At 61.9% G+C, this 22,140-nt stretch carries 20 protein-coding genes; 6 read left to right on the forward strand and 14 right to left on the reverse strand.

Annotation, left to right across the window (positions count from 1 at the left end; genetic code table 11):
- The first annotated feature begins 31 nt into the window (after nucleotides 1–31).
- Nucleotides 32–661: a glutathione S-transferase gene (locus CRO59_RS17235; protein WP_097089082.1), complete on the forward strand. Its 630-nt coding sequence runs from the start codon at nucleotides 32–34 to the stop codon at nucleotides 659–661.
- A 172-nt stretch (nucleotides 662–833) separates the two neighbouring features.
- Here CRO59_RS17235 and creD read toward each other — a convergent pair whose 3' ends face one another.
- The 4 genes from creD to CRO59_RS17260 form a co-directional block, all read right to left on the reverse strand.
- A complete protein-coding gene (gene creD / locus CRO59_RS17245) occupies nucleotides 834–2,204 on the reverse strand; it encodes a cell envelope integrity protein CreD (RefSeq protein ID WP_097089078.1) in 1,371 nt (456 codons plus the stop codon).
- A 203-nt stretch (nucleotides 2,205–2,407) separates the two neighbouring features.
- The gene (creC, locus tag CRO59_RS17250) at nucleotides 2,408–3,826 is read right to left on the reverse strand and encodes a two-component system sensor histidine kinase CreC (RefSeq protein ID WP_097089077.1); all 1,419 of its coding nucleotides are present in this window, start codon (nucleotides 3,824–3,826) and stop codon (nucleotides 2,408–2,410) included.
- Nucleotides 3,826–4,506 (reverse strand): two-component system response regulator CreB, encoded by a 681-nt coding sequence (gene creB, locus CRO59_RS17255; protein WP_027610670.1) that lies wholly within the window; start codon nucleotides 4,504–4,506, stop codon nucleotides 3,826–3,828. Before creB ends, creC begins: the two co-directional genes overlap by 1 nt.
- A gap of 68 nt (nucleotides 4,507–4,574) precedes the next feature.
- Nucleotides 4,575–5,078 (reverse strand): ATP-dependent zinc protease, encoded by a 504-nt coding sequence (locus CRO59_RS17260; protein ID WP_007962587.1) that lies wholly within the window; start codon nucleotides 5,076–5,078, stop codon nucleotides 4,575–4,577.
- 310 nt (nucleotides 5,079–5,388) lie between these two features.
- On the opposite strand from CRO59_RS17260, the gene CRO59_RS17265 reads away from it, so the two are divergent.
- Entirely contained in the window at nucleotides 5,389–6,276 is an 888-nt protein-coding gene (locus tag CRO59_RS17265) for an acyltransferase (RefSeq protein WP_097089075.1), read from the forward strand.
- Between the two features lies 1 nt (nucleotide 6,277).
- Here the strand turns inward: CRO59_RS17265 and CRO59_RS17270 are convergent, their stop codons facing one another.
- Nucleotides 6,278–6,835: a DUF2780 domain-containing protein gene (locus CRO59_RS17270; protein ID WP_047596480.1), complete on the reverse strand. Its 558-nt coding sequence runs from the start codon at nucleotides 6,833–6,835 to the stop codon at nucleotides 6,278–6,280.
- Between the two features lie 148 nt (nucleotides 6,836–6,983).
- On the opposite strand from CRO59_RS17270, the gene CRO59_RS17275 reads away from it, so the two are divergent.
- The gene (locus CRO59_RS17275; RefSeq protein WP_097089073.1) at nucleotides 6,984–7,619 is read left to right on the forward strand and encodes an RNA polymerase sigma factor; all 636 of its coding nucleotides are present in this window, start codon (nucleotides 6,984–6,986) and stop codon (nucleotides 7,617–7,619) included.
- Nucleotides 7,616–8,290 carry an anti-sigma factor domain-containing protein gene (locus CRO59_RS17280; RefSeq protein ID WP_097089071.1) on the forward strand — a complete coding sequence of 225 codons (675 nt, stop codon included), beginning with the start codon at nucleotides 7,616–7,618 and terminating at the stop codon, nucleotides 8,288–8,290. Before CRO59_RS17275 ends, CRO59_RS17280 begins: the two co-directional genes overlap by 4 nt.
- A 117-nt stretch (nucleotides 8,291–8,407) precedes the next feature.
- Here CRO59_RS17280 and fdhA read toward each other — a convergent pair whose 3' ends face one another.
- From fdhA to CRO59_RS17320, 8 genes are all read right to left on the reverse strand, one after another.
- Nucleotides 8,408–9,607, reverse strand: coding sequence for a formaldehyde dehydrogenase, glutathione-independent (gene fdhA / locus CRO59_RS17285; protein ID WP_027610665.1), 1,200 nt, complete (start codon nucleotides 9,605–9,607; stop codon nucleotides 8,408–8,410).
- A 203-nt stretch (nucleotides 9,608–9,810) separates the two neighbouring features.
- A complete protein-coding gene (gene purU, locus CRO59_RS17290) occupies nucleotides 9,811–10,668 on the reverse strand; it encodes a formyltetrahydrofolate deformylase (RefSeq protein WP_097089069.1) in 858 nt (285 codons plus the stop codon).
- 216 nt (nucleotides 10,669–10,884) lie between these two features.
- Nucleotides 10,885–11,517 (reverse strand): sarcosine oxidase subunit gamma, encoded by a 633-nt coding sequence (locus tag CRO59_RS17295; protein WP_034155013.1) that lies wholly within the window; start codon nucleotides 11,515–11,517, stop codon nucleotides 10,885–10,887.
- Nucleotides 11,518–11,660: 143 nt separating this feature from the next.
- Complete coding sequence (locus tag CRO59_RS17300) at nucleotides 11,661–14,678, reverse strand: sarcosine oxidase subunit alpha (RefSeq protein WP_097089067.1); 3,018 nt, start codon at nucleotides 14,676–14,678, stop codon at nucleotides 11,661–11,663.
- Nucleotides 14,675–15,004 carry a sarcosine oxidase subunit delta gene (locus CRO59_RS17305; protein ID WP_003228964.1) on the reverse strand — a complete coding sequence of 110 codons (330 nt, stop codon included), beginning with the start codon at nucleotides 15,002–15,004 and terminating at the stop codon, nucleotides 14,675–14,677. The genes CRO59_RS17300 and CRO59_RS17305 overlap by 4 nt, the downstream gene beginning before the upstream one ends.
- A gap of 14 nt (nucleotides 15,005–15,018) precedes the next feature.
- Nucleotides 15,019–16,269 (reverse strand): sarcosine oxidase subunit beta, encoded by a 1,251-nt coding sequence (locus CRO59_RS17310; protein ID WP_095187127.1) that lies wholly within the window; start codon nucleotides 16,267–16,269, stop codon nucleotides 15,019–15,021.
- A gap of 20 nt (nucleotides 16,270–16,289) precedes the next feature.
- On the reverse strand, nucleotides 16,290–17,543 hold the full coding sequence (gene glyA / locus CRO59_RS17315; protein WP_007962601.1) for a serine hydroxymethyltransferase: 1,254 nt from the start codon (nucleotides 17,541–17,543) through the stop codon (nucleotides 16,290–16,292).
- Nucleotides 17,544–17,816: 273 nt separating this feature from the next.
- Nucleotides 17,817–18,527 (reverse strand): TraX family protein, encoded by a 711-nt coding sequence (locus CRO59_RS17320; RefSeq protein ID WP_097089064.1) that lies wholly within the window; start codon nucleotides 18,525–18,527, stop codon nucleotides 17,817–17,819.
- Nucleotides 18,528–18,653: 126 nt separating this feature from the next.
- Here CRO59_RS17320 and CRO59_RS17325 point away from each other — a divergent pair, with 126 nt between their 5' ends.
- Both CRO59_RS17325 and CRO59_RS17330 read left to right on the forward strand, forming a co-directional pair.
- A complete protein-coding gene (locus tag CRO59_RS17325; protein WP_016772826.1) occupies nucleotides 18,654–19,694 on the forward strand; it encodes a low specificity L-threonine aldolase in 1,041 nt (346 codons plus the stop codon).
- Between the two features lie 208 nt (nucleotides 19,695–19,902).
- A complete protein-coding gene (locus tag CRO59_RS17330) occupies nucleotides 19,903–20,727 on the forward strand; it encodes an NAD(P)-dependent oxidoreductase (RefSeq protein WP_097089062.1) in 825 nt (274 codons plus the stop codon).
- 120 nt (nucleotides 20,728–20,847) lie between these two features.
- On the opposite strand, the gene gbcB is transcribed toward CRO59_RS17330, so the two are convergent.
- The gene (gene gbcB, locus CRO59_RS17335) at nucleotides 20,848–21,948 is read right to left on the reverse strand and encodes a glycine-betaine demethylase subunit GbcB (RefSeq protein WP_027610659.1); all 1,101 of its coding nucleotides are present in this window, start codon (nucleotides 21,946–21,948) and stop codon (nucleotides 20,848–20,850) included.
- Nucleotides 21,949–22,140: the final 192 nt, after the last annotated feature.

Below are 22,140 nucleotides of genomic sequence, written 5' to 3' on the forward strand. Positions count from 1 at the left end.
CCTGCTCTTCGATGACCACCGAGGTTTGCCAATGTCCGCCCCCAGCATGACCCTGTTCCACAACACGCTTTCCCCGTTCGTGCGCAAAGTGATGGTGCTGTTGCACGAGACCGGTCAGCAGGATCGCGTCGCCCTGCAAGACTGCGTCCTCACGCCGGTCAGCCCGGACACCGCGCTCAACGCCGACAACCCGCTGGGCAAGATCCCGGCGCTGCGTCTGGCGGACGGTAACGTGATCCATGACAGCCGCGTGATCCTCGAATACCTCGACCAGCAACACGTCGGCAATCCGCTGATCCCCCGCGAAGGCGCGGTCCGTTGGCGGCGCCTGACCCTGGCCTCGCTGGCCGACGGGATCATGGATGCCTCGGTGATGGTGCGTTACGAACTGGTGTTGCGTGCCCCGGAAAAGCACTGGGACGAATGGCTCGACGCCCAGCGCGAGAAAATCCGCCGCGCCCTGGCCTATCTGGAAAGTGACGCCATCGCCGAGCTGACCAGCCACTTCGACGTGGCCGCCATCAGCGTCGCTTGCGCACTGGGCTACATCGATCTGCGTCATCCGGATCTGGACTGGCGCAGCGCCAATCCGCAACTGGCCAACTGGTATTTCGAGGTGAGCCAGCGACCGTCCATGGTCGCCACCATGCCCAAGCCTTAAGGCTGCGGCGCCTGACCCGGCCCCTTCGCGAGCAGGCTCGCTCCCACATTGGAATGCGTACTCCTGTGGGAGCGACCCTGCTCGCGAAGGCACCAACTCGCATCCACAGGCAGAAACCCGACAATCCGCGTCACCAACTCTTCCTTCCAGCGCTGATCCTCCCGCAACCCGCTCATTGCATCGCCCCCACATCAAACGCCAGCGGCTTGGCCGGTTTCTGCCCGATCCCGTACCAGTCGAGTTTGCGCGTCAGCACCATGAACACCCCGAGCAGGCCGAACAACAGCAGCGAGCCCATCAGCAGCGCGTAATCCTCGGCGCTCAGCAGGCCATACAGCAGGCCATACAACGCCGCCAATCCCGCGGAGAAACTCAGACCGTGACGCACGCTGTGCAGCACGTGGCAAACATAAAACCCGATCAACAGCACACAGCCACTGGCCGACAGCAGATACGCCAGGGCAAAGCCGATGTGCTCCGACAACGACAGCAGTAACAGATAGAAGAACGCCAGCGCCACCCCGACCAACGCATATTGCACCGGGTGTACTGCCAGACTCTTGAGCACTTCAAACAGGAAGAAACCGGCGAACGTCAGGACGATGAACAACAGCGCATATTTGATCGCCCGATCACTCTTCAGGTACTGATCCACCGGATCGATGAAACTCACACCAAAACTGCGCCCGTTGAACGCCTCGCAGTCATTGCCCATCACGCACCGGCTCATGGCTTCTTGCAGGTTGGTGGAGAAAAATGTGGTCTGCCAATCGGCGCTGAAACCCTGATCGCTGATCTCGCGTTTGCCCGGCAGGAAGTTGCCAACAAAACTGGGGTGCGGCCAGTTGGCGGCAAGGCTGACGTGACTGCTTTTGCCCACCGGCAACACCTGCAGCGAACCGGTGCCTTGCAGGCGCAGGTCGAAACCGAAAGTCAGTTCCGTGGCGTTGCGGGTATCCAGCGCCGGCAACGTCACCCGCACGCCTTCGCCGAGCCAGCCGACCTGGGTGCCGGGTACGAAGTCCAGGCGTTGACCGTCGAGTTCCAGTTTCAGGGCGTTTTCAATACCGCGAATGTCACTGATGCCCACCGCCAGAAACGGCGCATCGAACTGGTAATCGGCAAAGTCTTCCTTGATCCCCAATTGCGCCGGCAACGAGAAATGCCCATTGATGCGATTGTCGGCATGGAACAGTCGCGCTTCGTAGATACCGCGATTGCGCAGCTCGGTCTGCACCTGGCCGTCGAGCTCGAAGCGCTCCGGGAGAAAGTACAGCCGACCGCGTTCTTCACTTGGCTCGTCGTAGCGCTGGTTGGTTTTGTCGTTGAGCTTCCAGTTGTGAATCACTTTGCGATACGGCACTACCATCACCGGCCCGCTCAGTTGCTGGCTGTAGCTGGAGCTGCGAGCGATGTCTTCGAGCACGCCGTCGCGCAGTTGCTGGCGATCATCGATGATGCCGTCGATCATCAGCAGCGGTATCAGCAACAGCAGGATCAGCAGGGCAATCGCCCCGAGCTTTATGGTCAGATTCTTGTTCATGGGACTCTCCCTGTTTGGATGGGCAGAGTCTGCTGTTGATGTATGAGGGGAATGTGGGGGGAATATGGAGATTGTGTGGAGACTGCACCGGCCCCTTCGCGAGCAAGCCCGCTCCCACAGTTGATCTTTGGTGTGACAGAGACCTGTGTTTCAACACCCCCCCCTGTGGGAGCGGGCTTGCTCGCGAAGGCAGCGACTCGGTTTCAGGACAAGCGCAATGTCACTTCCACACCGCTCTCGACGTTGCGGATATGCATCGACCCACCATGCAACTTCACCACTTCCTCAACAAAGTTCAGCCCCAGTCCAGTGCTCTTGCGCCCAGTGTCCGGGCGCGGCAGCGAGTAAAACCGTTCACTCAAGCGCGGCAAGGCATACTCGGGAATCGCCGCTGCTTCGTTGAACAAGCGCAACTCGACCTGCTCCCCCACGCGCTCGGCACTGAAGCGCAGCAGCCCGGCGACCGGGGTGAAATCCAGCGCATTCTCCAGCAGATTGCCCAACGCCTGACGCAACAGAAACGGCTCGCCGATCAGCAGCAGATCTGGCGCAATCGTCTGCTCGACCTTGAGCCGCCGGCCTTCGATGCGCGCTGCCTGCGCCCGCAGCAAATCATCAACCAATGCCGCCAGCGGTACCGCCACGCGCTCGTCCAGTCCCTGACGCTGCTCGACTTGCGCCAGATTCAACAGCCGCTCGATCAACTGCTGCATCCGTGCGCTTTCGCTGTCGATGTTGCCGACAAAACGCAGGCGCTGAATCGCTGGCATCTCGTCCTGCAGCAATTCCGCCGCACCGCGTATCGCCGCCAGCGGGCTTTTCAATTCATGGGTCAGGGTGTGCACGTAGCGTTCGACGTAAGCCTTGCCTTCGAGCTGGGTGCGCATCTGCTCCACCGCTGTGGCCAGTTGCTTCAGTTCGCCGCCACGGTAATGCGGTACTTCCACTCGCCGGCCTTCGCTCACCGCCTGCGCATACCCGGTCAAACGGTGCAGCGCGCGGCTCAGCCACCACGACAGCAAAGCGCCGAACAGCAGACCGAGGCCGATCAGCCCGGCACCGTAAAACAGCAAGCGCCGCTCGGTACGATCAACATAAGGCTGCAATGAGCTGTTGGGTTTGGCCACGGTAACCACGCCGATGATCCGGCCGTTGTCGCGGATCGGCGCACCGACGTGCATCACCGAGGAGTTCGCATCATTCGGATCGCTGCGGCTCGAACGAGCGCCGTACTCACCACGCAAAGTCAGGTAGACATCGTTCCAGCGCGAGTAATCCTGCCCGACCGCCACGCCGCTGGAATCCAGCACCACGATGCCTTTGGCGTCGGTGACGTAGATGCGGTGGTTGACCTGGTTTTTCGGCAAGCCCCAGATCGTCGCCTGCGGTTGACGCTCGCCGTAGGCCCGCAACAATTCGGGCCAGCGGTTCTCGCTGAGCGTGCCGGCCTTGAAATCATCACGCAATATCTCCGCCATCAGGTTGGCGGTGTCGACCAGGGTTTCTTCGGTGGACTGGCGCACGCCCGGGCGGATTTCTTCCATCACCGTGTTGAGCACGAAGTAACCGGTCAGGCCGATAAACAGCACATACACCAGAAAAATCCGCAGCCCCAACGACATCAGCTGTGCCCCGGGCTGTAGCTGTAACCGAGGCCGCGATGGGTCTGGATCGGCTCGGCATCGGCCCGCACCAGGCGCAATTTGGCGCGCACGCTTTTGATGTGGCTGTCGATGCTGCGCTCGTAACCGGCGTCCGCCGCCACGCCCAGCGCATCGAGCAATTGCTCGCGGCTGAACACCCGCTGCGGTTGTTCGAGCAGGCATTGCAACAGGCGAAACTCATGACGGGTCAGGCTCAACGGCTGTCCCCGATAGACGATCTGCACACGCTCGGCATCGATGCGAAACAGCGTCGAGGACGCTTCAACCGCAGGACGCGGCGCCATGCGCTTGAGAATCGCCCGTACCCGCGCGGCGACTTCCCGTGGGCTGAACGGCTTGACCACGTAATCGTCGGCGCCGATCTCCAGCCCCACCACCCGATCGATCTCGGCGTCCCGGGCACTGAGAAACAGCACCGGCACTTCACTGAAGCGCCGCAGCTGTTTGCAGGTTTCGAAACCGCTGATGTCCGGCAGGCCGATATCGAGAATGATCAAGTCAGCCGGGGTCTGCCGTTGAAACTCCAGCGCCGCCGCGCCGAGGCTCAGCCACGTGGTGGCGAACCCCTCGCCCTGCAGGGCAAAAATCAGCGTGTCGGCAATCGCCGCTTCGTCTTCGACAATCAGGATATGAGGCATGGCGTCCGAGCCCATGGGTTAAGTGCGCGAACGGTGCCCCAAGCCTGACGTTACGTCAATGAGACCACTTAGCAGTCTGGCTTGTCGGCGGTGAAACGCCGCGCCGGGTTCACCGCTGCGCCAAACTCGCGCAAGGCCTTGGCACCGATCAGCAGCGGGTAGTTGAAGTTGCTGCGGTCGGTCAGGTTGACCTCAACCGTACGCTTGACGTTGCCCAGGCACAGTTCCAGATCAACCACCGGGCGCTTGGCGACTTCGGTGCTGTCGCCCTCGTCCTCTTCATCCGAGCGGCTCTTGATCTTGCTGATCCGCGCGACCTTGTGTTCGTAGACCTTGTTGCTGGCATCCTTGGTGCCGAGGCGGAAACGCACCCAGTTCTCGCCGTCGCGGGTGAAAGTCTCGATGTCCTTGGCCGACAGCGAGGCGGTCAGCGCGCCGGTGTCCATCTTGGCCTTGAGCACCTCACCACCGATTTCCGGCAGCGCGATGTATTCGTAACGCCCGTACAGGGTCGGCTCGGCGGCCATGACCGGCAGGGCGACGAGGGCAAACAGTGCAAGGAGGGATTTCACGTAAGGGGCTTCCTTGGAAAATGAGGGCGTCAGACGCGAGATTTTAGACAGCGGACGGGCAATTGGTTCGCCTCAAGTCCGCCTTCGCGAGCAGGCTCGCTCCCACAGGGGATCCGGGATCTGTTGGAGATGGCATGCACACTGAAGATCCACTGTGGGAGCGGGCTTGCTCGCGAAGAGGCCAGCCCTGCCAACACGGTAATCAGCTCCAGCATAGCCAGCCAAAGGTGAAACATTCGTCACCATCGATTTGGCCTGTCACCCGAAGCCACTTATCATGGCGCGCCCATCCGCCTTCATAGAGTTGCTTATGCGCCGCCTGCTCACCGGCTGTTTCGTCACCCTGCTGCTGTTGCTCAATACCCTGATCCTGATCGGGCCGTTGCTGGTCTTTGCCCTGCTCAAACTGATTGCGCCCGGGCGCTGGCGCGATTACGCCTCGTGGGCGGTGATGTGGATTGCCGAGACCTGGGCCGAGATCGACAAACTGATCTTTCGCCTGTGCATCCCCACCCAATGGGATATTCGCGGCGGCGCAGACCTGCGTGGTGACACCTCGTACCTGGTGGTCAGCAACCACCAGTCGTGGGTCGACATTCCGGCGCTGATCCAGACCCTCAACCGGCGCACGCCGTTCTTCAAGTTCTTCCTCAAGAAAGAGCTGATCTGGGTACCGTTCCTCGGTCTGGCGTGGTGGGCGCTGGATTACCCGTTCATGAAGCGCTACAGCAAGGCGTTCCTCGCCAAGCACCCGGAGTTGGCGGGCAAGGATCTGGAAATCACCAAGCAGGCCTGCGAGCTGTTCAAACGCCAGCCGGTGACGGTGGTGAATTATCTGGAAGGCACCCGCTACACCGCGGCGAAAAGCGCGCAGCAGCAGTCACCGTTCAAGCATCTGCTCAAACCCAAGGCGGGAGGTGTGGCGTTTGTTCTGGCGGCGATGGGCGAACAACTCGATGCGCTGCTCGACGTGACTGTGGTTTATCCACAGGAAAAGATTCCGGGGTTCTGGGACCTGATCAGCGGCAGCGTGCCGCGGGTGATTGTCGACATCCAGACCCGCGAACTCGACCCGGCACTGTCGCAGGGCGATTACGAAAACGATCCGCTGTTTCGCCAGCAGGTCCAGAACTGGGTCAACCAGCTCTGGACCGAGAAGGATCAGCGCATCAGCGAACTGCGCGGCGAGCGCGGCTGAATCAGCTGCCGGTGCCGGCGCCCCAGATGCTGCCCAGGCTCTGCAGCAGCGGGCCGCCGACGCCTTGGTCACCCAGGTACTTGAGCAGCACCGGGGCAAACTGGCCGACCATGCCGCTGTCCATGCCCAACGCACCGAAGGCATTGTTCAGATCGTTGGTGTCCTTGACGTTGCCCAGCGCGTTTTCCAGCCCGGCCGACTTGCCCGACGAGCCCAGCAAACCACTCAGCGCCGCCAGGTTGCCAGCGCCGCCCGACAGCTTGTCGATGCCCGGCACTTCCTTGGCCAACTGCGAATAATCGGTGCTGCTCAACTGGTTCTTGGCCAGGCCGAGCATGGCGCTGGTGCCACCGACGGCTTGCTGCGGCGTCACACCGAGACCGGTCACGGCTTGCAGCAAACCGGCGGTTTCCGAGGTCGGCGCGGCGGCGGTCGCGGCGTTACCGCCCTGCATGCTTGCAGCCGCTTTGGTCACATCGTCCAGACTGAAGCCGGCAAACACCGGGCTCGCTGCAAGGGTCATCAGTGAAGCCAAGGCAATACCGCGTGAAATCTTCATTCAGACATCCTCTTGCGCTGTGGTAACCGCCCTTCAATGAGCGGCAAAACTGCCGGTTTGACCGGGTTTCAGCCTGCATGTTCCTCGCCGGCGCATCCATTTTCAGGATAGCCACGTATATAAAACGTGAAACCGTGGATAACCGCAGATGAATGGCACAAGCGCTGTCGCTGAACTAGCCTGTGAACAGCCCGAGCAGTGCCCTCGTCGTCCGCCCATTGCCTGGAGAACCGTCATTTCCACCGCCGACCCCGATCAGTTGCGCCAGCTGTTGGCCCAGTGCTCACTGGGCGACCGCGGTGCATTCGAAACGCTCTATCGCAGCGTTGGCCCACGCCTGCACGGCGTGGCCCTGCGCTTCATGGGCCGGGCGGATCTGGCCGAGGAAGTGCTGCAGGAAAGCTTCGTGCGCATCTGGAACAACGCCTCGCGCTACGAAGCCCATTTGTCGGCGCCGCTGACCTGGATGATCAACATCACCCGCCATCAGGCCATCGACCAACTGCGCAAACAGCGCGAACGGCCGATGACCGACTTCGAACAGGACACCCTGCCGGACGAAGGCCCTTCGGCCCACGACCTGTTGAACAGCAGCCGCGAAGCCAGCGCGCTGCACCGATGCCTCGACACCCTCGACGGCATGCAGCGCCAGTCGATCAGCGTCGCCTACTTCCAGGGCCTGTCCTGCGCGGAACTCGCCGAACAAGTGGCGGCACCGCTGGGTTCGGTGAAATCGTGGATTCGTCGCGGCATGGAACGTCTGCGCAGGTGCCTTGAATCATGAACTACCAGACCCCCGCCTTGCGCCGCGCCCTCGCTGCCGATTACGCCATTGGCCTGATGTCGGCGGCGGCGCGTCGGCGTTTTGAACAATTGCTGCTGGACGATGCAGCACTGCGCACAGAACTCGCTCACTGGCAGGAAAGCCTTGCCAGCCTGACCGACGCAGTACCAGAGCAACCGGTGCCGGATCGGGTGTGGCATGGCATCACCGCACGCATAGAGCCGCAAGTGCTGCACGTCCCGGAAAAACGTCCGTTCTGGAACTGGCTGCGCGTCAGCGTCGCTGCCTGTTCGATCGTGGTGCTGGTGTTCCTCGGCTCGCTGTACAATCGCGACGACGCCCGCTACCACGCCACCCTGCTGAGCGCCGACGCGCAACCGGCACTGAAGGTCGAGGCGCATGCGGATTATCTGCAGGTCGAACCGCTGACATTGGCAGCAATAGGGCCAGATCGCAGTCTGGAATTGTGGGCGATACCGGCGGACGGCAAGCCGATTTCGCTGGGGGTGATTCCTGCAGGCGGCAAAGGCAAGGTTGAACTGAGCGAGGCGCAGAAAGCCTTGATCGGCCAGCCGATTGCGCTGGCGGTCAGTCTGGAGCCAAAGGGCGGCTCGCCGACCGGGCAGCCGACGGGGCCGGTGCTGTACCAAGGCGCTTTGGCAGCCCTCTGATTGCAAAAATCAAAAGATCGCAGCCTTCGGCAGCTCCCACATCGATCCCTGTAGGAGCTGCCGAAGGCTGCGATCTTTTGATCTAAAAAAAGGCGACCCGTGGGTCGCCCTTTTTACTTACGCCGCACTGAACAACCGATGCGGATCGATCACAAACTTCTTCGGCACACCCGCATCGAACTCGCCGTAACCTTCGGGCGCCTGGTCAAGGCTGATGACTTGCACGCCGACCACTTCGGCGATGTTGATGCGATCCCACATGATCGCCTGCATCAGTTGGCGGTTGTATTTCATCACCGGGGTCTGGCCGGTGTGGAAGCTGTGGGATTTGGCCCAGCCCAGGCCGAAGCGGATGCTCAGGCTGCCCATTTTCGCGGCGGCGTCCACGGCACCTGGATCCTCGGTCACGTACAGGCCCGGAATACCGATCTTGCCGGCCACACGCACCACGCCCATCAGCGAGTTGAGCACGGTAGCCGGGGCTTCGGCTTTCACCCCGTCGTGACCGTGGCCGCGTGCTTCGAAGCCCACGCAGTCCACCGCGCAATCGACTTCCGGTTCGCCCAGCAGCGCGGCGATCTGTTCGTGCAGCGGCGTGTCCTTGGACAGGTCGACCACTTCAAAACCCTGAGCCTTGGCGTGCGCCAAACGGATGGTGTTGACGTCGCCAATGATCACCACCGCCGCCCCCAGCAGACGCGCCGAGGCTGCAGCGGCCAGACCGACCGGGCCGGCGCCGGCGATGTAAACGGTGCTGCCCGGGCCAACGCCCGCCGTAACCGCACCGTGATAACCGGTCGGGAGGATATCGGAGAGGCAGGTCAGGTCGCGGATTTTCTCCATGGCCTTGTCGCGATCCGGCAGTTTCAGCAGGTTGAAGTCGGCATACGGTACCAGCACGTATTCGGCCTGGCCGCCGGTCCAGTCGCCCATGTCGACATAACCGTAGGCACCGCCGGCACGGGCCGGGTTGACGGTCAGACAGACGCCGGTGTGTTGCTCCTTGCAGGAACGGCAGCGCCCGCAAGCCACGTTGAACGGTACGGAGACCAGATCGCCGATCTTCAGGTTCTCGACGTCGGAACCTTTTTCGATCACTTCGCCGGTGATTTCATGGCCCAGCACCAGACCGGTCTGCGCCGTGGTCCGGCCGCGCACCATGTGCTGGTCGGAGCCACAAATGTTGGTGGACACCACACGCAGAATCACCCCGTGCTCGATCTTCCTGCCACGCGGATCCTGCATTTTCGGATAGTCGATTTTCTGTACTTCGACCTTGCCAGCGCCGAGATACACCACACCACGATTGCCAGACATGCTTTCACCTCGCTGTTGTTTTTATGGAACTGCGTTGCCCAGGCAGGCAGCGCGTTAAGTGCTCGGGTACAGATGCTGATTGTTGTGTTGCCTGTTATGGCCTCTTCGCGAGCAGGCTCGCTCCCACAGTTGATCTTTGGTGTGACAGAGACCTGTGTTTCGACACAAATCCCTGTGGGAGCGAGCCTGCTCGCGAAAGCGATCTAGAGAACGACCGTGCGATTGGCGTTGAGAAACACCCTGCGCTCAATGTGATAACCCACGGCCCGGGCCAGGGTCAGGCCCTCGATATCCCGCCCCTTGGCAATCAGATCCTCCGGGTAATGACTGTGATCCACCGCCTCGACGCCCTGGGCAATGATCGGCCCTTCATCGAGGTCGTTGTTGATGTAATGCGCCGTCGCGCCGACCAGCTTCACGCCCTTGTTGTAGGCCTGGTGATACGGCTTGGCGCCCTTGAACCCCGGCAGCAGCGAGTGGTGAATGTTGATCGCCTTGCCATCGAGCTTGCGGCACAGCTCCGGTGACAGCACCTGCATGTAGCGGGCGAGGATCACCAGTTCGGCGCCGGACTCTTCGATCACCTGCCACACCTGACGCTCCTGCGACGGCTTGTCGTTGGGGTCGAGGGGGAAATGGTAGTAGGGAATCTGGTGCCAGTCGGCCAGCGGCTTGAGGTCCGGGTGGTTGGACACCACCGCCGCCACGTCCATCGACAACTGGCCGATGCGCTGGCGGTAGAGCAAATCGTTGAGGCAGTGATCGGCCTTGGAGACCATGATCACCACTTTTGGCCGGTAGTTCGGCGCGGTCAGCTCGAAGACCATGCCGAATGCCTCTCCGCGCTCGGCGAGGCCGGCGCGGAAGGACTGCTCGTCGAAACCGTCGGGCTGACGGAATTCCACGCGAATGAAGAAACGACCCGAGAGCCGGTCATCGAACGAATGGTGCTCGGTGACGTAGCAACCCTGCTCGAACAGAAAACGCGTCACCGCGTCCACCGTGCCGAGCACGCTGGGGCAGTCGGCGGTCAGAATCCATGTGTCTGGGGCGCGGCTCATGGTGCGGTGACTCCTGTTCTTTTGTGCGCGGTGTCTGGGGGATTTTTGCCCCTCACCCTAGCCCTCTCCCGGAGGTAGAGGGGACTGACCGAGGTGTTCTTTCGAGCTACGCCGACCTGAAATATCGGGTCGAACTCGGGCTCGAAAACTACACAAATCTGCTCCCTTTCCCCCTCTCCCCCCTGGGGGAGAGGGCTGGGGTGAGGGGGTAAGCTTTTAGGCTTGTACGCTCAACCCGTATTCAGCCGAAGCATCCTGCAGCCACAACCACCAGTAGTCCGAGAAGCTGCGGCGGATCAGCAGTTCCCAGGTGTCTTCGGCGGTATGGCGGATCATCAGCTGCGACTTGGCGAACACCGTGCCCACCGCTTTGCCGACCGGGAAGTTGTTCGGGTGCACGTCGTAGCTGGTGGATTTCATCAGCACCTGACGCACGTTCGGCCCGCTCAGTTCGAGCACTTGCTGGCCGCCGCTGACGTTGACGATCGCGATGTGCAGGTCGCCCAGCGCTTCGCGCAGTTTCTGCTCGGCGGCGAATTCTTCACCGCTTGGCACGATCAGCAGCCACTCGTCCGGGCCCATCCATTGCAGGCTGGTTTCGCCTTTGACGATGACGCTCAGGGCGCCCGGTAACTCAATGCCGAGGGCCTTGTGCACGCCAGCGGCGAAGGCTGCATCGTGGCCATCGCCACGAATGGTCAGGTGACCGAGGAGTTTCTTTTCACGCACGATCACGCCGGCGTTCTTGCGACCCTTGCCGACCAGGCTGGCGAGGTCGGCATGGTGCAGCGACGACTCGGCACGGGCCCCGGTAGTCGGGCGTTGTTGGTAAACATTGGCTGTGGTCATAAAGCACCTTCCTGAATTCTGTTGGTTCCTGCGGTGGCTGATCTGCCGCTTTCGCGAGCAGGCTCGCTCCCACAGGGGAACGCGGTCGAATGTGGGAGCGAGCCTGCTCGCGAATAGCCGCCCGCCCACAATTCCTGAGGCCATCAGATGTTCTGCCGATCCCCCTTCGGATCGAAGAACACCGAAGACACAATCTCCGCCTCGATCACGCTGCCATCGGCCAGCGGCGCGAACACCCGCTCACCCATGCGCTTCAGACCGCCCTTGACCACGCCCATGGCAAACGAATAGCCGAGGGAGTTGTGCGCGTAGCTGGAGGTCACGTGGCCGACCATGGTCATCGGGATCGCCTGCTTGGTGTTGAACACCAGTTGCGCGCCTTCCGGCAGCCAGACGTTCGGATCGATCGGCTTCAGGCCCACCAGTTGCTTGCGCTGATCCTTCACGCAGTCTTCTCGGTTCATGCCGCGCTGGCCGATCCACGAGAACGGTTTGGTGCGACCGACGCACCAGCCCATGTTCAGGTCGTCCGGGGTCATCGAGCCGTCGGTGTCCTGGCCGACGATGATGAAACCTTTCTCGGCCCGCAGGACGTGCATGGTTTCCGTGCCGTACGGCGTCAGGTTGTACTGCTTGCCAGCCTCGACGATTTTCTCCAGCACGCCCATCGCGTAGTCGGCCTGCACGTTGACTTCGTACGACAGCTCACCGGTGAACGAGATACGGAACACCCGCGCCGGCACACCGCCGACCAGACCTTCTTTCCAGGTCATGAACGGGAACGCTTCGTTGCTCAGATCAATGTCGGTCACGGCGCTGAGCAGCTTGCGGCTGTTCGGTCCGGACAGGGTCATCGTCGCCCAGTGATCGGTGACTGAAGTGAAGTACACCTTCATCTCCGGCCATTCGGTCTGGTGGTACAACTCCAGCCATTGCAGCACGCGCGCCGCGCCGCCCGTGGTGGTGGTCATGACGAAATGGTTGTCGGCCAGACACGCCGTCACCCCGTCATCGAAAACCATGCCGTCTTCTTTGCACATCAGGCCGTAACGCGCCTTGCCCACGTCGAGCTTGGTCCAGGCGTTGGTGTACACGCGGTTGAGGAACTCGCGGGCATCCGGGCCTTGAATGTCGATCTTGCCCAGGGTCGAGGCGTCGAGCAGGCCGACGCTGTCGCGCACGGCTTTGCATTCGCGCTTCACTGCGGCGTGCATGTCTTCACCGTTTTTCGGGAAGTACCACGGACGTTTCCACTGGCCGACGTCTTCAAACTCGGCGCCGTTTTTCAGGTGCCATTGATGCAGCGCGGTGTAGCGCACCGGCTCGAAGATGTGCCCACAGTGACGGCCGGCCACGGCGCCGAACGTTACCGGCGTGTAGTTGGGGCGGAACATCGTGGTGCCCATCTGCGGGATGGTCACGTTCAGCGAACGCGCGGCAATGGCCAGGCCGTTGACGTTGCCGAGCTTGCCCTGATCGGTGCCGAAGCCCAGCGCGGTGTAGCGTTTGACGTGCTCGACCGACTCGAAACCTTCGCGGGTCGCCAGTTCGATGGCGGCGGCGGTGACGTCGTTCTGCAGGTCGACGAATTGTTTCGGCGCACGCGAGGTGCCCTTCTCGTGCGGCACCTGGAACAGCGCCAGGGTCGCTTCTTCGAGACGGCTCAGCGCTTTTGGCAGCGTGCCTTCGACCACCGCGAAACCGGCTTCACTGGCAGCGCGTGCGCCACCTTCGAAACCATCGGCCAGCGAATCTCCGAGGCCGTAAACGCCGTTGATGCCGCCGACGCACACACGCTTCTGCGGTGCTTCGCCCGGTACGAAACCGAGGATGTCCTCACGCCAGATCGGTTTGCCACCGAGGTGCGAAGCCAGGTGCACCACCGGGCTGTAACCGCCGGAACTGGCGATCACGTCGCAGTCGAGCCATTCGCCCGGGCTGGTCACGGTGTGCGCTTTGACGTCAATTGCGGCGATGCGGGCAGCGGTGACGCGCTTACTGCCACGGGCCTCGATCACGGCGCTGCCGGTGAGGATGCGAATGCCTTTGGCGCGGGCTTCTTCCACCAGCGCACCACGCGGATTGCTCCGTGCATCGGCGATGGCCACCACTTGCAGGCTGGCGTCGAGCCAATCCAGCGCCACGCGATAGGCGTGATCGTTGTTGGTGGTCAGCACCAGCTTCTTGCCCGGTGCCACACCGTAACGGCGCACGTAAGTCGAGACCGCACCGGCGAGCATGTTGCCCGGCACGTCGTTGTTGCCGTAGACCAGCGGACGCTCGTGGGCGCCGGTCGCCAGCACTACACGCTTGGCGCGAACCCGGTGGATGCGCTGACGCACCTGGCCGATAGGCGCACGGTCACCGAGGTGATCGGTGAGGCGTTCGTGAATGGTCAGGAAATTGTGGTCGTGGTAACCGTTGACCGTGGCGCGCGGCAACAGCAGCACGTCCGGAGTGTTTTTCAATTCAGCGATAACGCAGGCCACCCACTCGATCGCCGGTTTGCCGTCGAGGCTTTCGCGGGAATCGAGCAGGCTGCCGCCGAACTCTTCCTGCTCATCAGCGAGGATCACCCGCGCACCACTGCGCGCAGCCGCCAGGGCAGCGGCGAGACCGGCAGGGCCGGCGCCGACGATCAGCACGTCGCAGTGCTGGTTCATGTAGTCGTAGGTGTCCGGATCGACTTCGGTCGGCGAACGGCCAAGCCCTGCAGCCTTGCGAATGTACTTCTCGTAGGTCATCCAGAACGATTGCGGGTACATGAAGGTTTTGTAGTAGAAACCCGGCGGCATCAGCTTGCCGCCGACCTTGCCGAGAATCCCCATCATGTCGTTGTTGACGCTCGGCCAGCCGTTGGTGCTGGTGGCGACCAGGCCTTGGTACAGCGCCTGTTGCGTGGCGCGCACGTTGGGAATCTGCGTGGCTTCGGTGGCACCGATCTGCAGCACGGCGTTCGGCTCTTCGGCACCGGCGGCGAAAATCCCGCGTGGACGCGAATACTTGAAGCTGCGGCCGATGATGTCGACGCCGTTGGCGATCAGTGCCGAGGCCAGCGAGTCGCCCTCGAAGCCTTTGTAGCTCTGACCGTTGAAGGTGAAGCTCAGCACTTTGTTGCGGTCGATCCGTCCACCGTTGGACAGGCGATTGGTCTGGCTCATACCTTCTCTCCCAGCGCCGTCGTGGCTGTTTTCGCCGTATCAGCCTTGTCGGTGAATTGCGGCTTGGTGCCGATCTTGTAGGTTTCGAGAATCTCGTAGGTCACGGTGTCGCGGGTGACGTTGAAGTACTGGCGGCAACCGGCGACGTGATCCCACAGCTCGTGGTGCAGACCACGCGGGTTGTCGCGGAAGAACATGTAGTCGCCCCACTCTTCATCGGTGCAGGCGTTCGGATCCAGCGGACGCGGAATGTGCGCCTGACCGGATGCATGGAATTCCTCTTCGGAGCGCAGTTCGCCGCAGTGAGGACAGAAGATATGCAACATGGGGATTTCTCCTGTTAGTGGGCAACCGCAGCAGCGCCGTGTTCATCGATCAACGCACCGTTGTGGAAACGGTCGATGGAGAAAGGTGCGGCCAACGGGTGCATTTCACCCTTGGCCAGACTCGCGGCAAACACGTTGCCCGAGCCAGGAGTCGCCTTGAAGCCACCGGTGCCCCAACCGCAGTTGAAGAACATGTTCGGTACCGGGGTTTTCGAAATGATCGGGCAAGCGTCCGGGGTGGTGTCGACGATGCCGCCCCACTGGCGGTTCATGCGCACCCGCGACAGCACCGGGAACATCTCGACGATGGCCTGGATGGTGTGCTCGATCACCGGGTACGAACCGCGCTGGCCGTAGCCGTTGTAGCCGTCGATACCGGCGCCGATCACCAGGTCGCCCTTGTCCGACTGGCTGATGTATCCGTGCACGGCGTTGGACATGATCACGCTGTCGATAATCGGTTTGATCGGCTCGGACACCAGCGCTTGCAGCGGGTGGGATTCGATCGGCAGACGGAAACCGGCGAGCTTGGCCATGTGCCCGGAGTTACCGGCGGTGACCACACCGACACGCTTGGCACCGATGAAACCCTTGTTGGTTTCGACGCCGATGCACACGCCGTTTTCCTTGCGGAAACCGATCACTTCGGTCTGCTGGATCAAGTCCACGCCCAAGGCATCGGCGGCACGGGCAAAGCCCCAGGCCACGGCATCGTGACGAGCGACGCCGCCGCGACGCTGAACGGTCGCGCCCAGCACCGGGTAACGGGTGTTCTTCGAGCAGTCGAGGTACGGAATCTCGTCGGCGACTTGCTGGGCGTTGAGCAGTTCGCCATCGACGCCGTTGAGGCGGTTGGCGCTGACCCGACGCTCGGAATCACGGATGTCCTGCAACGTGTGGCAGAGGTTGTAGACGCCACGCTGGGAGAACATCACGTTGTAGTTCAGATCCTGCGACAGGCCTTCCCACAATTTCATCGCGTGTTCGTACAGGTGCGCCGACTCGTCCCACAGGTAGTTGGAACGCACGATGGTGGTGTTGCGCGCGGTGTTGCCGCCACCCAGCCAGCCCTTTTCGACCACGGCCACGTTGGTGATGCCGTGCTCTTTCGCCAGATAGTAGGCGGTCGCCAGACCGTGCCCGCCGCCGCCAACGATGACCACGTCGTAGACCTTCTTCGGCGTCGGCGTGCGCCACATGCGCTGCCAGTTCTCGTGGTGGCTGAGGGAGTGTTTGAAGAGGCCGAAGCCCGAATAGCGTTGCATAGTCATTTACTCCAAACCGCTCAGCGATAAACCGGGTAGTCGGCGCACAGTGCCGCGACGTTCTTGGCCACATTCGCTTCAACGTCGGCATCACCGAGGTTGTCGAGGATGTCGCAGATCCAGCCGGCCAGCACTTCGCACTGGGCGACCTTGAAGCCACGCGTGGTGACGGCCGGGGTGCCAATGCGCAGGCCCGACGTCACGAACGGCGACTGCGGGTCGTTCGGCACGGCGTTCTTGTTGACGGTGATGTGCGCGCGGCCAAGGGCAGCGTCAGCATCTTTGCCGGTCAGGCCCTGACGGATCAGGCTGACCAGGAACAGGTGGTTGTCGGTACCGCCGGACACTACATCGTAGCCACGTTTGATAAACACGCTGGCCATCGCCTGGGCGTTGTCGATCACTTGCTGCTGATAGGCCTTGAAGCCGGGCTCCAGTGCTTCCTTGAAGCACACCGCTTTACCGGCGATGACGTGCATCAACGGGCCGCCCTGGGCACCGGGGAATACCGCGGCGTTGAGCTTCTTCTCGATCTCTTCGTTGGACTTGGCCAGGATCAGCCCGCCACGCGGACCGCGCAGGGTCTTGTGGGTGGTGGTGGTGACCACGTCGGCGTACGGCAGCGGGTTCGGGTACAGGCCAGCAGCGACAAGACCGGCAACGTGGGCCATGTCGACGAACAGCAACGCGCCAACCTTGTCGGCGATCTGGCGGAAGCGCGGGAAGTCCAGGGTCTTCGAATAAGCAGAGAACCCGGCGACGATCATCTTCGGCTTGCACTCGACGGCCAGACGCTCGACTTCGTCGTAATCGATCAGCCCGGTGTCGGTGTTGATGCCGTACTGCACCGCGTTGTACAGCTTGCCCGAGGACGACACTTTGGCACCGTGGGTCAGGTGACCGCCGTGGGCCAGGCTCATGCCGAGGATGGTGTCGCCTGGCTGGATCAGCGCCAGGTACACCGCGCTGTTGGCCGAGGAACCGGAGTGCGGCTGGACGTTGGCATAATCGGCGCCGAACAGTTGCTTGGCGCGCTCGATGGCCAGCGCTTCGACTTTATCCACATGCTCGCAGCCACCGTAGTAGCGCTTGCCCGGATAACCTTCGGCGTATTTGTTGGTCAGGCCGCTGCCTTGCGCTTGCATGACGCGCTTGCTGGTGTAGTTCTCCGACGCGATCAGTTCGATGTGATCTTCCTGACGTTGCTCCTCGGCATTCATCGCCGCCAGCAGTGCATCGTCGTAACCCTGGATCTGGTCTTGCTTGCTGAACATCGCGTCTCTCCCAGCGGCATCTGTGCGCCATTCGTCTCGGTAAGGCACTGGCAATCAAGGCAGTGCCCTTTGATGCCGATGGTATGACCGGCGCAGACAGCTCAAATGCCTGCGGACGCCACGCAAAGGTGCGTTTACGACATGGCCTGAAATGACCGATTGAATTCGTGGAGATCCCCTGTGGGAGCGAGCCTGCTCGCGAAGAGGCCGGCACATCCGACATGGAAGTTGGCTGACAGACCGCCTTCGCGAGCAGGCTCGCTCCCACAGGGGTCAGGTGTATGCCGCACGGATGGCGAGCAGCAGGAGGAAATGCAGGGGATAGAGCGCATACGCCCAGCGGCGCATGGGCAATGGATGAAGGGATCCGGCATGTCGCAACAAGACTATCCCGAGCAGTGGCGCAATCAGACACGCCGCGATGCCAAACACCGCCACGTAGTTACCGAACTCCGCCGCCTCATACAGCACCCGCCACTGATTGCCCGCCAGACACACTAGCCCCGGCAGGAGGCCGAAATACCAGGGACGACGGATCACCCACAGCAGCGTCAGCGGCAACAACACGCCAAATAGACCAAACATCAGCCATTGCGAAAACAGCGCCGCCAGCAGCAAGGCGCTCACGCCCAAAAGCCGCGACAACAACGTGCGATCCTGCCAGCCCCGCGCCACCAGCAACCCCAGCGCCAGCGTAGGCATCACGTTCAAGGTGTCGGGATCAGGAATGTACAAGCGGTAGGGAATTTCGCTGACCGCACTGAACAGCAGCAGCCAGCCCAGATAGCGCCACTCGGTCTTCTGCGCACCGGCCCGGGACAGGTTCGCCGCCATCGCCAGGCAGAACCACGGGAACGCCAGACGCCCCGGCACATACAGCCAATCGGCGCTGATCCCGACATATCGCAGGTGATCGAGCAGCATGCTCAGCAACGCCAGCCACTTGAGCAGATCCAGCGCGCCGTCGCGTTTAGTCACGTGCATAATCGGGTAACAAACTGGTAATTTTCTGACAGCGACATCCCGTGTGCTCCCCGGAAGATCTTCGGTAAAGTGCGCACCCTCATTGACCACGAGCCTTCACAAGAGTCTCGACCACGGAAGCCGGCCATGACCGACAAGAGCCAACAATTCGCCAGCGACAACTACTCCGGTATCTGCCCTGAAGCCTGGGCCGCCATGGAACAGGCCAACCACGGCCACCAGCGCGCTTATGGCGACGATGAATGGACCGCACGTGCGGCCGACCATTTCCGCAAGCTGTTCGAAACCGACTGCGAAGTGTTTTTCGCCTTCAACGGCACCGCCGCCAACTCGCTGGCGCTGTCGTCGCTGTGCCAGAGTTACCACAGCGTGATCTGCTCGGAAACCGCCCACGTCGAAACCGACGAATGCGGCGCGCCGGAATTCTTCTCCAACGGCTCGAAACTGCTGATCGCCGGCACCGAAAACGGCAAGATCACCCCGCAGTCGATCCGCGAAGTTGCGCTCAAGCGCCAGGACATCCACTACCCGAAACCGCGCGTTGTGACCCTGACCCAGGCCACTGAGGTCGGCAGCGTGTACACCCCGGAAGAAGTCCGCGCCATCAGCGCCACCTGCAAAGAGCTGGGCCTGCACCTGCACATGGACGGCGCGCGTTTCTCCAACGCCTGTGCGTTCCTCGGCTGCTCGCCGGCCGACCTGACCTGGAAGGCCGGCGTCGATGTGCTGTGCTTCGGCGGCACCAAGAATGGCATGGCGGTGGGTGAAGCGATCCTGTTCTTCAACCACAAACTGGCCGAAGACTTCGATTACCGCTGCAAGCAGGCCGGGCAACTGGCGTCGAAAATGCGCTTCCTCTCGGCACCGTGGGTCGGCATCCTCGAAAACGACGCCTGGCTCAAATACGCTCGCCACGCCAACCACTGCGCGCAACTGCTGGCCGAGCTGGTCAGCGACATTCCGGGCGTGGAACTGATGTTCCCGGTGCAGGCCAACGGCGTATTCCTGCAACTCTCGGAACCGGCCATCGCCGCGCTGACCGCGAAAAACTGGCGCTTCTACACCTTCATCGGCAAGGGCGGCGCACGCTTCATGTGCTCGTGGGACACCGAAGAAGAACGCGTACGCGAACTGGCCCGCGACATTCGCGAAGTGATGTCCGCCTGATAGCTCCCCTGCCCTGTGGGAGCGAGCCTGCTCGCGAAGAGGCCGGCACATCCGACGTAGAAGTCGGCTGACAGACCGCTTTCGCGAGCAGGCTCGCTCCCACAAAAGCTCACCCAATCCAATCGCCCCTCCTCGTTCGCACCTGAAGACATCGTCTACATTGTCTGTCGAGCCCTCCGCTCACATAACAATAAGCAGGAGCATCGGCATGTCGCTACAAGGCAAAACCCTGTTCATCACCGGCGCCAGCCGTGGCATCGGGCGTGAGATTGCGCTGCGTGCCGCGAAAGACGGGGCCAATATCGTGATTGCGGCCAAAAGCGCCGAAACCCATCCCAAACTGCCCGGCACCATCCACAGCGTAGCCAAGGAAGTCGAAGCCGCTGGCGGCAAGGCATTGGCCCTGCAAGTCGATGTGCGTGATGAAGACGCGGTGCGCAATGCGCTGGCCCAGGCCAACGAGCATTTCGGCGGCATCGATGCGCTGGTCAATAACGCCGGGGCGATCAAGTTGACTGGCGTGCAGCACATCGAACTCAAGCGTTTCGACCTGATGCACCAGATCAACACCCGCGCGGTACTGCTGTGCAGCCAGGCCGCCCTGCCCTATCTGAAGAAATCCGCCGGACACATCCTCAACTTGTCGCCACCGCTGAACATGGCGAACAAGTGGTTTGCCCAGTTCAGCCCCTACACCGTGACCAAATACGGCATGAGCATGCTGACGATCGGGATGAGCGAGGAGTTCTCCAGTTACGGCATCAGCGTCAATTCACTGTGGCCGCAGACGATGATTGCCACGGCGGCGATCGAGTTTCAGCTGGGAAATCGCGAGTCGTTCAAGCATGCGCGCACGCCGGCGATCATGGCGGATGCGGCGCATGTGATTCTGGGAAGCAGCGCACGACAGATCACTGGACGGCTGCTTATCGACGAAGAAATTTTGCGTGAGCACGGCGTGACTGAGTTCAAGCATTACCGGTTCGAGCCGGACAGCGACGCCGCACTGATGCCCGATCTGTTTATCGATTGAAGCGCATAACCCTGTGGGAGCGAGCCTGCTCGCGAAGAGGCCGTGTCAGACAGCACAGATGTTGAATGACACACCGCCTTCGCGAGCAGGCTCGCTCCCACATTGGATTTGTGCAGTGGTCTAGAATTCGATACGCACGTCGCCCTTTGGCACGCTGCAGCACGACAGAATGTAACCCTCGGCCTCGTCGTCCTCGGTAATCCCGCCGTTGTGCTCCATCTCCACCTCGCCCCCCAGCTTCATCACCTTGCACGTGCCGCAGATCCCCATGCCGCAAGCTTTCGGGATCATCAGGCCAAGCTTGGCCGCCGCCGCGTGCACGGTTTCGCCCGGGGCCACGCGGATGCTCTTACCGGAGGCGGTGAACTCGACCTGATGCAGATCCGCCGCATCGATTTCCGGCGCATCGGCTGCCTGCTCGGCTTGCTCCACCGCATCGGCACGAGCTTCCGGTGGCGTGGCGCCGAAGGATTCCTCGTGATAACGCGACATGTCGTAACCGGCCACTTCCAGCAGGCGCTTGACCGCGTTCATGTACGGCGTCGGGCCGCAGCAGAACACTTCGCGCTCAAGGAAGTCCGGCACCATCAGTTCGAGCATCTTGTGATTGAGGTAGCCGCGATAACCGGCCCACGGCTCGCCCAGCCCGTGTTTCTCGCAGATCAGGTGCAGGCTGAAGTTGTCGATCCGCGACGCCATGTGCTCCAGCTCGCGGTGATAAATGATGTCTTTCGGCGAGCGCGCGCTGTGGATAAAGGTCATGTCGACGTTGGCGTTGGTGTCGTAGAACCAGCGCGCCATCGACATGCACGGAGTGATCCCCACGCCGCCGCTGAGATACAGCACTTTCGGGCTCGGGAAGTCGATGGCGTTGAACAGCCCGACCGGCCCGTGCACCGCCAGCTCCTGGCCTTCATGCAGGGTGTCGTGCAGCCAGTTGGAGACCTTGCCCCCCGGCACACGCTTGATGGTCACCGAGAAGCTGTACGGCACCGACGGCGAACTGGAAATGGTGTACGAACGCATGATCGGCTGGCCGTCGATTTCCAGCTCCAGGGTCACGAACTGCCCGGGCTTGAAGAAGAACAGGATCGGCTGGTCGGCCATGAAACAGAAGGTGCGCACGTCCCAGGTTTCCTGGATGACTTTGACGCAACGGACGATGTGTCGGCCATTGGCCCAGGTCTGGGTGGTGACCGGATTCAGGAAGCTGTTGGACATGCTGTTCTCCACGGCCGACTGTCGGCCTTCATGTGGCGATTCTGCGTATAGCGTGAACCGTCCGTTTACCTATCCGCGACATCGGCATACTTATCGCGACCAGCCCCCAACCGCCGGGGGTTGCGCGTCGGGAACAGATTGCACCATGTCGCCCATGGATAAGGTTCCGGGCAGCGTCGGCCCCACACTCGC

Origin of the sequence: Pseudomonas sp. LAMO17WK12:I5, from assembly GCF_900215165.1 — a bacterium.
GTDB lineage: Bacteria > Pseudomonadota > Gammaproteobacteria > Pseudomonadales > Pseudomonadaceae > Aquipseudomonas > Aquipseudomonas putida_A.

Excerpts from the sequence above, each read along its gene's own strand:
- CRO59_RS17235 (WP_097089082.1), top strand. The coding sequence starts at position 32 with ATGTCCGCCCCCAGCATGACCCTGTTCCACAACACGCTTTCCCCGTTC.
- creD (WP_097089078.1), bottom strand. The coding sequence starts at position 2,204 with ATGAACAAGAATCTGACCATAAAGCTCGGGGCGATTGCCCTGCTGATC.
- creC (WP_097089077.1), bottom strand. The coding sequence starts at position 3,826 with ATGTCGTTGGGGCTGCGGATTTTTCTGGTGTATGTGCTGTTTATCGGC.
- creB (WP_027610670.1), bottom strand. The coding sequence starts at position 4,506 with ATGCCTCATATCCTGATTGTCGAAGACGAAGCGGCGATTGCCGACACG.
- CRO59_RS17265 (WP_097089075.1), top strand. The coding sequence starts at position 5,389 with ATGCGCCGCCTGCTCACCGGCTGTTTCGTCACCCTGCTGCTGTTGCTC.
- CRO59_RS17270 (WP_047596480.1), bottom strand. The coding sequence starts at position 6,835 with ATGAAGATTTCACGCGGTATTGCCTTGGCTTCACTGATGACCCTTGCA.
- CRO59_RS17275 (WP_097089073.1), top strand. The coding sequence starts at position 6,984 with ATGAATGGCACAAGCGCTGTCGCTGAACTAGCCTGTGAACAGCCCGAG.
- CRO59_RS17280 (WP_097089071.1), top strand. The coding sequence starts at position 7,616 with ATGAACTACCAGACCCCCGCCTTGCGCCGCGCCCTCGCTGCCGATTAC.
- fdhA (WP_027610665.1), bottom strand. The coding sequence starts at position 9,607 with ATGTCTGGCAATCGTGGTGTGGTGTATCTCGGCGCTGGCAAGGTCGAA.
- purU (WP_097089069.1), bottom strand. The coding sequence starts at position 10,668 with ATGAGCCGCGCCCCAGACACATGGATTCTGACCGCCGACTGCCCCAGC.
- CRO59_RS17295 (WP_034155013.1), bottom strand. The coding sequence starts at position 11,517 with ATGACCACAGCCAATGTTTACCAACAACGCCCGACTACCGGGGCCCGT.
- CRO59_RS17300 (WP_097089067.1), bottom strand. The coding sequence starts at position 14,678 with ATGAGCCAGACCAATCGCCTGTCCAACGGTGGACGGATCGACCGCAAC.
- CRO59_RS17305 (WP_003228964.1), bottom strand. The coding sequence starts at position 15,004 with ATGTTGCATATCTTCTGTCCTCACTGCGGCGAACTGCGCTCCGAAGAG.
- CRO59_RS17310 (WP_095187127.1), bottom strand. The coding sequence starts at position 16,269 with ATGCAACGCTATTCGGGCTTCGGCCTCTTCAAACACTCCCTCAGCCAC.
- glyA (WP_007962601.1), bottom strand. The coding sequence starts at position 17,543 with ATGTTCAGCAAGCAAGACCAGATCCAGGGTTACGACGATGCACTGCTG.
- CRO59_RS17320 (WP_097089064.1), bottom strand. The coding sequence starts at position 18,527 with ATGCACGTGACTAAACGCGACGGCGCGCTGGATCTGCTCAAGTGGCTG.
- CRO59_RS17325 (WP_016772826.1), top strand. The coding sequence starts at position 18,654 with ATGACCGACAAGAGCCAACAATTCGCCAGCGACAACTACTCCGGTATC.
- CRO59_RS17330 (WP_097089062.1), top strand. The coding sequence starts at position 19,903 with ATGTCGCTACAAGGCAAAACCCTGTTCATCACCGGCGCCAGCCGTGGC.
- gbcB (WP_027610659.1), bottom strand. The coding sequence starts at position 21,948 with ATGTCCAACAGCTTCCTGAATCCGGTCACCACCCAGACCTGGGCCAAT.